This is a genomic window from Marinimicrobium sp. UBA4209, from assembly GCF_002381585.1.
Taxonomy (GTDB): domain Bacteria; phylum Pseudomonadota; class Gammaproteobacteria; order Pseudomonadales; family Cellvibrionaceae; genus Marinimicrobium; species Marinimicrobium koreense.
The window spans coordinates 22,910-31,305 of record NZ_DFTP01000115.1 but is presented as its reverse complement, the minus strand read 5'-3'; the positions used below and the strand labels follow the sequence as shown (position 1 = coordinate 31,305).

The window sequence follows — 8,396 nt, the reverse complement described above, 5'->3', positions numbered from 1 at the left end:
CAAACAGGTTCGAGAAAGGGTTGTTGATAGCCATAGCGGTAGTTCCCCCTTGCGAAAGTGCGGGCAGTATAAAAACTTATGCCCGGCAGGTCACCCTTGAATTTGACATTTTTATGACAGAATCCCTGGTCATACCCCTGCCGTGTATGGTTCGTTCGGGGCGAAGCGCCTTTCCTTGGTGTTGTCCGCGGATCAGACAGGCTACAATCGGGCGCATTGATTAAAGAACGGGAATGCGCCTTATGGCCTCAGTTGCTACTGCACAGCATAGCCTCGATTTACGCCGCCTGGTGGATGATCTGGTCAAGGATGATCGCCTGGGGCAGGAAGACGCCAATCGCTTGCTGGGTGCCGTGCGGACCCGCGAGCAGGCAATGATGCACCCCCTGGCCTATATTGCCTCCCAGGGGCTGGAGGATCTGGCCCGCCCGGGCAAGGTGCTCGATGGCGATACCCTGACCGCCTGGCTGGCGGAGAAGGCCGAGCTGCCGGTCTATCACATTGACCCGCTCAAGATCGACGTGCCCAAGGTGACGGATGTGATGTCCTATGCCTTCGCCAAGCGCCACGGCATCCTCTGCGTGGAGGTGACCCAGGAAACCGTGGTGGTGGCCTGCACCCAGCCCTTTATTACCGGCTGGGAGCCCCAGTTGGAGCATGTGGCGCGGCGCACCGTCAAACGGGTGTTCGCCAACCCGGCGGATATTGACCGGCATCTGGTGGAGTTCTACACCCTGGCCCGCTCGGTGAACCGGGCCAGCGGCGGCCCCGGCGCCAGCGGTGCGGGTAACTTCGAGCAGTTGGTGGACCTGGGCAGCTTCAGCGATGACCCGGAGGCCAACGATCAGCATGTGGTGAAAATCGTCGACTGGCTGCTGCAGTACGCCTACGACCAACGCGCTAGTGACATTCATATCGAGCCGCGCCGGGAAGTGGGGCGGGTGCGGTTTCGCATCGACGGGGTGCTCCACCCGGTGTACGAGCTGCCCGCCAATGTCGCCAACGCGGTCACCAGCCGGTTCAAGGTGCTGGCCCGGATGAACATCGCCGAGAAGCGCAAGCCCCAGGACGGCCGGATCAAGACCCGACGCAGCGATGACAGTGAAGTAGAGCTGCGCCTGTCCACTCTGCCCACCGCCTTTGGCGAAAAGCTGGTGCTGCGGATTTTCGACCCGGATGTGCTGCTGCGCAGCTTTGCCGATCTGGGGCTGGTGGGCGAAGATTACGAACGCTGGCGGGGCATGCTCGAGCGACCCAACGGGATTGTCCTGGTGACCGGCCCCACGGGGTCGGGGAAAACCACCACGCTGTACTCCTCGCTGCGCCAGATTGCCACGGAGGAGGTGAATGTCAGCACCATCGAGGACCCGATTGAGATGGTGGAGGAGCATTTCAATCAGACCCAGGTGCATCACAAGATCGGGCTGGATTTCGCGGCGGGCATTCGCACCCTCATGCGTCAGGACCCGGACATCATCATGGTCGGGGAGATCCGTGATCTGGAGACGGCGCAGATGGCCGTGCAGGCGGCCTTGACTGGACATCTGGTGTTGTCCACGGTGCATACCAATGATGCGCCGGCGACGGTGGCACGTCTTCTGGACCTGGGCATTCCGCCCTATCTGATCAATGCGACTCTCTTGGGAGTGATGGCGCAGCGTCTGGTACGCACGTTGTGTCCGCACTGTAAGGAGGAGGGGGAGATCAGTTCGGAGGACTGGCAGCAGTTGGTGACGCCCTGGAAGGTGTCGGTGCCGCAGCGGATTTATCGGCCGGTAGGTTGTCTTGAGTGTCGCAATACGGGGTATCTGGGGCGTCAGGGGTTGTATGAGATTCTGCTGTTGTCGGAGTCGGTGAAGGATCGGATCGGGACTGAGACGAGTCTGGGGGAGTTGCGCAAGCAGGCGATGCGCGAGGGGATGCGCACGCTTCGCTTATCCGGCGCCCAGAAGGTCGCCGCCGGCCTGACCACCGTAGAAGAAGTCATGCGCGTCGCTCCACCTCCCGAAAAAGAACGCTGATGATTGTGGGTGGTTCTATGGAGGTCCGGTCTGTTGAGGGGTATAGCCTTTGGAGACCCGCCGTAAACCCTTGACGTGAATGGATTCACTAATGCCGCGATGGCATGGATGCCAAAGAGCGGCCCCTGGGGGCTTCTCGTCGGCTCCCTGCCTCCGAGAGTCTCCAAAGGCTATACCCCTCAACAGCCCTCAGTACCAAAGTTCGCGTAGGGCGGATAAGCAAAGCGCATCCGCCGTAACCCAAAGTGAATGATTGGCTAAGGCGGATCGGCCCGACGCCCCGGAATGCGAAGCGCATCCGCCGTAACCCAACTTTAAAGCCCCAACAAAACAAACAACGGAGCTCCCAAATTTATGTTCGACCCAAACCAGGTCCCCGCCGAACTCCACGAAGCCACCCGCAAACGCTTCGATGACTTTTACGAGGTCATCGAGCAGAGGGAGCTGGATCGTCCGGAGTCACTCTTGCCCAAAGGGGTGTCGGAAGCGGCGTTCCGCGAACAGATGAACACTGCGTTCGCCGCCAGCGAGTACATCGCGAAAACCGCTACGACCCGACCGGAGCTGTTGTTGGAGTTGGTACGTTCCGGGGCGTTGTTTGCGCCGCTGGAGGACGGCTCTTTTCCCGATCTGGTCGAGGCCGTGGCGGCCTGTGAGGATGATGGGGAACTGGATAAGGTGCTACGTCGGGAGCGTCACCGGGCCATGGTGCGCATCATCTGGCGGGATCTGAATCGTCTGGGGTCCATGCGGGAGATTACCGATGAGTTGTCCCGCTTCGCCGAGGCGGCTATTCAGAGCACGCTGGATTACCATTTTGAGCAGCTCAAACCCCGTTGGGGGGTGCCGACCGGTAAGCACAGTGGCAAGCCGCAGCCCTTGATTGTGCTTGGCATGGGCAAGTTGGGGGCCCGGGAGCTGAACGTGTCGTCGGACATCGATCTGATTTTCGCCTACCCGGAGGCGGGGGAAACCCAGGGTGGGTCGCGCTCGCTGGGCAATCAGGAGTTTTTCACCCGACTGGGGCAGCGGTTGATCAAAAGCCTGGATGCGCCCACCGCTGAAGGTTTTGTGTTCCGGGTGGATATGCGCCTGCGCCCTTATGGTCAGAGCGGGGCGCTGGTGTCGAATTTCGATGCCATGGAGGAGTACTACCAGAGCCAGGGCCGGGATTGGGAGCGTTATGCCATGATCAAGGCCCGTCCGGTGGCGGCCAGCGGTGAGGGGGCCAAGCCGGCGGCGGAGGAGTTGGTGGAGTTGCTGCGGCCGTTCACCTATCGCCAGTACATCGATTTCAGCGTGATTGAATCCCTGCGGGCCATGAAGGGACTGATCAGCCGCCAGGTGCAACGCCGGGGCATGAGCGAGGATGTGAAGCTCGGTGAGGGCGGTATTCGGGAAATCGAGTTTGTGGTCCAGGTGTTCCAACTGATTCGCGGTGGGCGGGACCCGCGCCTTCGTGAGCGACAGGTGTGTGAGCTGCTGCCCCTGCTGGAGGCGGAGGGCTATCTGCCCGAGGGCAGTGGTCAGGCTCTGCTGGATGCCTATGAGTTTCTGCGCAACACCGAGCATGCGATCCAGGGCTATCAGGATCGGCAGACCCAGGCCCTGCCGTCCGACCCCGATGGGCAGTGCCGGATGGCCTGGGTGTTGGGCTTTGAAAACTGGGAGGCGTTTTCCGACACTCTTGCCGAACACCGCGCGCGGGTCAATCGCGAGTTCCAGGAGGTGATCGCCGACCCGGATGCCGATCAGGGGCAGGAGCCCGAGAATCTGCAGGACTGGGTGTCACTCTGGGAGGGCAGCCTGGAGGGTGACGAAGCCGTGGACTGGCTTGCCGGGCAGGGTTTTGATCAGCCCGAGCGGGTCTTGTCGGTGTTGGCGGACATCCGCTCGCACCGGCAGGTGGTGGCCATGCAGGCCAGCAGCCGGGATCGCCTGGATGCTTTTATGCCCCGCTTGCTCGCCATGCTCGGCGAGGGCGAGTCGGTGGGCGATACCCTGGCGCGGATTCAGCCGCTGGTGGTGTCGATTGTGCGCCGCAGTGCCTATCTGGTGTTGCTGGTGGAAAACCCCGTGGCGCTGGAGCAACTGGTCCGGCTCTGTGCGGCGAGCCCCTGGATCGCGGATGAGCTGGCCCGGTTCCCGGCGTTGCTGGATGAGCTGCTCACCCCGGAGAGCCTCTACGCGCCGCCGGGTAAAGACGAGCTGCGCGATGAACTGCGCCGTGAGCTGCTGCGCACCGCCTGGGATGACCTTGAGGGGCATATGGAAGCGCTGCGCTATTTTCGTTCCGCCCACGCGTTGCGGGTGGCGGCCAGCGAGGTGACCGGGGCCCTGCCGCTGATGAAGGTCAGTGACTACCTGACCGATCTGGCCGAAGTGATTCTGGAGCACGTTCTGGAGCTGGCCTGGGAGCAGCTGATTCCGCGCCACGGTCGCCCGAGCAATGCCCAGGGCGAACCGGAGCAACACCCCAACTTTGTGATCGTCGGCTATGGCAAGCTGGGCGGGATCGAGCTGGCCCATGGCTCGGATCTCGACCTGGTGTTTATTCACAACAGCGACCCGGAAGGCAAAACCGATGGCGAAAAGTCGGTGGACAACAACGTGTTCTACACCCGCCTGGGCCAGCGGATCATCCACATTCTGAATACCCGGATGCCCTCGGGTACCCTGTACGAGGTGGACATGCGCCTGCGCCCCAATGGCGATGCGGGCATGCTGGTCACTTCCTTACCGGCGTTTGAGAAGTATCAGCAACAGGAAGCCTGGACCTGGGAGCATCAGGCGCTGGTGCGGGCCCGCGTGGTGGCCGGCGATGCCGAGCTGGCCGAGGCCTTTACGCAGGTCCGGCAACAGGTGCTGCGTCAGTCGCGGGACCTGGCGGCGCTGCGTGAGGAGGTGATCAAGATGCGCCAGAAAATGCGCGAGCACCTCGGAACCCGCCCCAAGCCGGGCGCTCAGGGCGATGATGAAAAGACGCCTTTTCATCTCAAGCAGGACGCTGGAGGTATCGTCGATATTGAATTTATGGTTCAATATGCGGTTTTAGCCTGGGCCGAGAGTGAGCCTGGGCTCACCGAGTATACCGACAACATCCGCATACTCGGTGCGCTGGAACAATCCGGCCGGTTGGGCGCAGAAGCCGTCGCCCAGTTGATTGATGCCTACAAGGCCTATCGGTCCACCGGCCACCGCCTCGCGCTACAGCGCCAGGAGGCAGTCTTGGAGGATGGCGCGCCCTTTGCCGAGGAGCGGCGCCGAGTAACTGGCCTGTGGCGGCAACTGCTGGAATCCCATCAATGATCGGTCCTGCCGAGCGTCGACCACGGCCCCACGAATTTCATATTTAGGAGTTGGTTATGTCATTTGCCGATCGCGACGGCGTTATTTGGCTGGATGGCGAACTGGTGCCCTGGCGGGATGCCCGGGTTCACGTACTGACCCACACCCTGCACTATGGCATGGGCGTGTTCGAGGGCGTGCGCGCCTACGAAAGCAGCGACCGGGGCACCTGTATTTTTCGCCTGAAGGAGCACACCGACCGGCTGTTCCGTTCCGCCCATATCATGCGGATGGACCTGCCCTACAGCAAAGATGAGCTGAACGAAGCCCAGAAGCTGGTGGTGCGGGAAAACGGCCTGCATGAAAGCTACCTGCGTCCCATGGCGTTTCTCGGTTCCGAGGGCATGGGCCTGCGCGCCGATAACCTGAAGGTGCACGTGATGGTCGCCGCCTGGCACTGGCCGTCCTACATGTCCCCGGAAGCGCGGGACATGGGCATCAAGGTGCGCACTTCCAGCTACACTCGCCACCATGTGAACATCACCATGTGCAAGGCCAAGGCCAACGGCAACTACATCAACTCGATGTTGGCCCTGCGCGAGGCGCTGGACAGCGGCTGTGAAGAGGCCCTGCTGCTGGACAATGAAGGCTATGTGGCCGAGGGCAGCGGCGAGAATGTGTTCCTGGTGCGTGATGGCGTCCTTTACACGCCGGAGCTGACCTCCTGTCTGGACGGCATTACCCGCAACACCATTTTCCAGTTGGCGGCGGATTGCGGTTACGAAGTCCGGGAAAAGCGCATCACCCGGGATGAAGTCTACATTGCCGATGAAGCCTTCTTTACCGGTACCGCGGCCGAGGTTCTGCCCATTCGTGAGCTGGACGGTCGGGTGATTGGCGAGGGTCGTCGCGGCCCGATCACCACCCAGCTGCAGTCACTCTACTTCGATGCGGTCAAGGGCAAGTTGTCCGGCCACACCGAATGGCTGGCACCGGTGGCTGGCTGAACCGCTGATCCAAAACGCGCCCTCTCCGCAGGGCGCGCTTCAGGAGGACCCCCTGCATCATGAGCGATAAAGGCACGCCGCTCTCTCACGACCCTCATTCCCGAGACACGCTGCGGCAGACCGATACCGCTTCCCTCAAGGTGTATCTTCGCTTACTGGCCTATATCAAACCCTATTGGGTGTTATTTGCCATCAGCGTCTTTGGTTTTGTCATCTACTCCGCCTCCCAGCCGGCCATGGCCCAGTTCATGGAATATCTGCTGGACTTTATTGGCGCTGAAGAAAACTGTGAGTCTGCCTATTTGGCGAACCCCTTGGTCAGTGGCCAGGCGTCAGCCGACGCTTCCGCCCCCGCATCCGGTGGGCGCGGTCCGGCCTATATGCCCTCGCTCATTATTGTGGGCATTGTTTTCTTTCGCAGTGTCGGGGCTTTTCTCGGGAATTATTTCATTTCGCAGTTGGCCTTTCGCATCGTGCACAAACTGCGGGTCAGTCTGTTTGATCATATGGCCCTGCTTCCCGGTCAGTACTTTGATCGGCACAGTTCCGGGCACCTGATGTCGGTGATCACCTATAACGTCAATGGGGTGACGACGGCGGCAACCGATGCCCTGAAAATACTGATTCGCGAAGGCGCTACCGTACTCGCGCTGATGAGCTTCCTGCTTTACAAAGACTGGAAGCTGACATTGCTATTGCTTCTGGTGGCGCCGTTGATTGCAGGCATTGTCGGGTATGTCGGTAAGCGCCTGCGTCGTTTGAGTGCCAAGGTGCAGCACAGTATGGGGGACATTACCCAGGTGTCTTCCGAGATGATCCATGGCTATCGGGTCATGCGCAGCTTTGGCGGCGAAGAGTATGAAAAGCGTCGCTTCAATCAGGCCAGCTGGCGCAACTATCTGCAAAACATGAAAATCGTGTTCACCTCTTCTCTCAATACCCCGATTATGCAAATGTTGGTCGCGCTCTCAATGGGGCTGATGCTCTATGTCGCCCTGACGGTGATGGAGATCAATGATCCGGGTGCTTTTATTGCCTATTTCACGGCCGCGGGCCTGGTGTTGAAACCGCTACGCCAACTGAGTGAAGTCGTTCCCACCATTCAGAAAGGCGTCGCGGCGGCGGACAGTATTTTTCAGTTGTTGGATGAACCGACGGAAAAAGATACCGGTGATCGCACGGTCAAGCGAGCCCAGGGCGAGGTGCGTTTTGAGGACGTCAGCTTCCGTTACGACAGCAGTGACGACTGGGTTTTACAACACATTGATCTGGATGTGAAACCGGGCGAAGTCATTGCCCTGGTGGGACGCTCCGGCAGCGGCAAATCCACCCTGGTGAGCCTGCTGACCCGTTTTTACGATCCGGGTGAAGGCCGCATTCTGCTGGACGGCCACCCGTTGGAAGACTACCGGTTGGATAACCTGCGCGAGCAGGTGGCGTTGGTCAATCAGAACGTGGTGCTGTTCAATGATTCGGTATCGGGCAACATCGCTTACGGCGCGCTGGCGGCCACGGACCCGGAGAAAGTGCGCGAAGCGGCCAAAGCGGCTCATGCGCACGAGTTTATCGAGCAGTTACCCCAGGGCTACGACACTCTGATCGGTGAGAGCGGCGCACGTCTGTCCGGCGGGCAGCGTCAGCGTTTGGCCATCGCCCGCGCCATTCTCAAAGACGCCCCCATCCTGATTCTGGATGAGGCCACCTCGGCCCTGGATACGGAGTCAGAGCGTCATATTCAGGCGGCGCTGGAGCAGGTGATGAAAAACCGCACCACGTTCGTGGTAGCGCACCGCCTGTCCACCATCGAACGGGCGGACCGGATTGTGGTGATGGGAGAAGGCCGAATTCTGGAAGTCGGCAGCCACAGCGAACTCCTCGCCGCCGGCGGCCAGTACGCCCGCCTACACTCCATGCAATTCCGCGACGAACTGTAGAGAGGAAAGCCCTTTTAATTTTCAAGCGCAGGGAAGCGTCACGCCCGGGCCGGGGAGGGGAAGCCCTTTCAAGACACGCCGTAAATACATCCCTGTAGGCTCGGATCGCGGGTCCCCCGCTCCACGGTCTTGAAAGGGCTTCCCCT

The 8,396-nt window shown here is 60.7% G+C and carries 4 protein-coding genes; all 4 read left to right on the top strand.

The annotated features are described in order from the left end of the window. Positions 1 to 242: 242 nt before the first annotated feature. The 4 genes from B3187_RS17025 (at position 243) to msbA (ending at position 8,250) form a co-directional block, all read left to right on the top strand. A complete protein-coding gene (locus B3187_RS17025) occupies positions 243 to 2,021 on the top strand; it encodes a GspE/PulE family protein (RefSeq protein WP_286807675.1) in 1,779 nt (592 codons plus the stop codon). A gap of 354 nt (positions 2,022 to 2,375) precedes the next feature. Then, positions 2,376 to 5,330, top strand: a complete 2,955-nt coding sequence (gene glnE / locus B3187_RS17020; protein ID WP_286807674.1) for a bifunctional [glutamate--ammonia ligase]-adenylyl-L-tyrosine phosphorylase/[glutamate--ammonia-ligase] adenylyltransferase — start codon at positions 2,376 to 2,378, stop codon at positions 5,328 to 5,330. A gap of 56 nt (positions 5,331 to 5,386) precedes the next feature. Then, complete coding sequence (locus B3187_RS17015) at positions 5,387 to 6,316, top strand: branched-chain amino acid transaminase (RefSeq protein WP_024461362.1); 930 nt, start codon at positions 5,387 to 5,389, stop codon at positions 6,314 to 6,316. A 59-nt stretch (positions 6,317 to 6,375) separates the two neighbouring features. Next, positions 6,376 to 8,250, top strand: coding sequence for a lipid A export permease/ATP-binding protein MsbA (gene msbA, locus B3187_RS17010; protein ID WP_286807673.1), 1,875 nt, complete (start codon positions 6,376 to 6,378; stop codon positions 8,248 to 8,250). Positions 8,251 to 8,396: the final 146 nt, after the last annotated feature.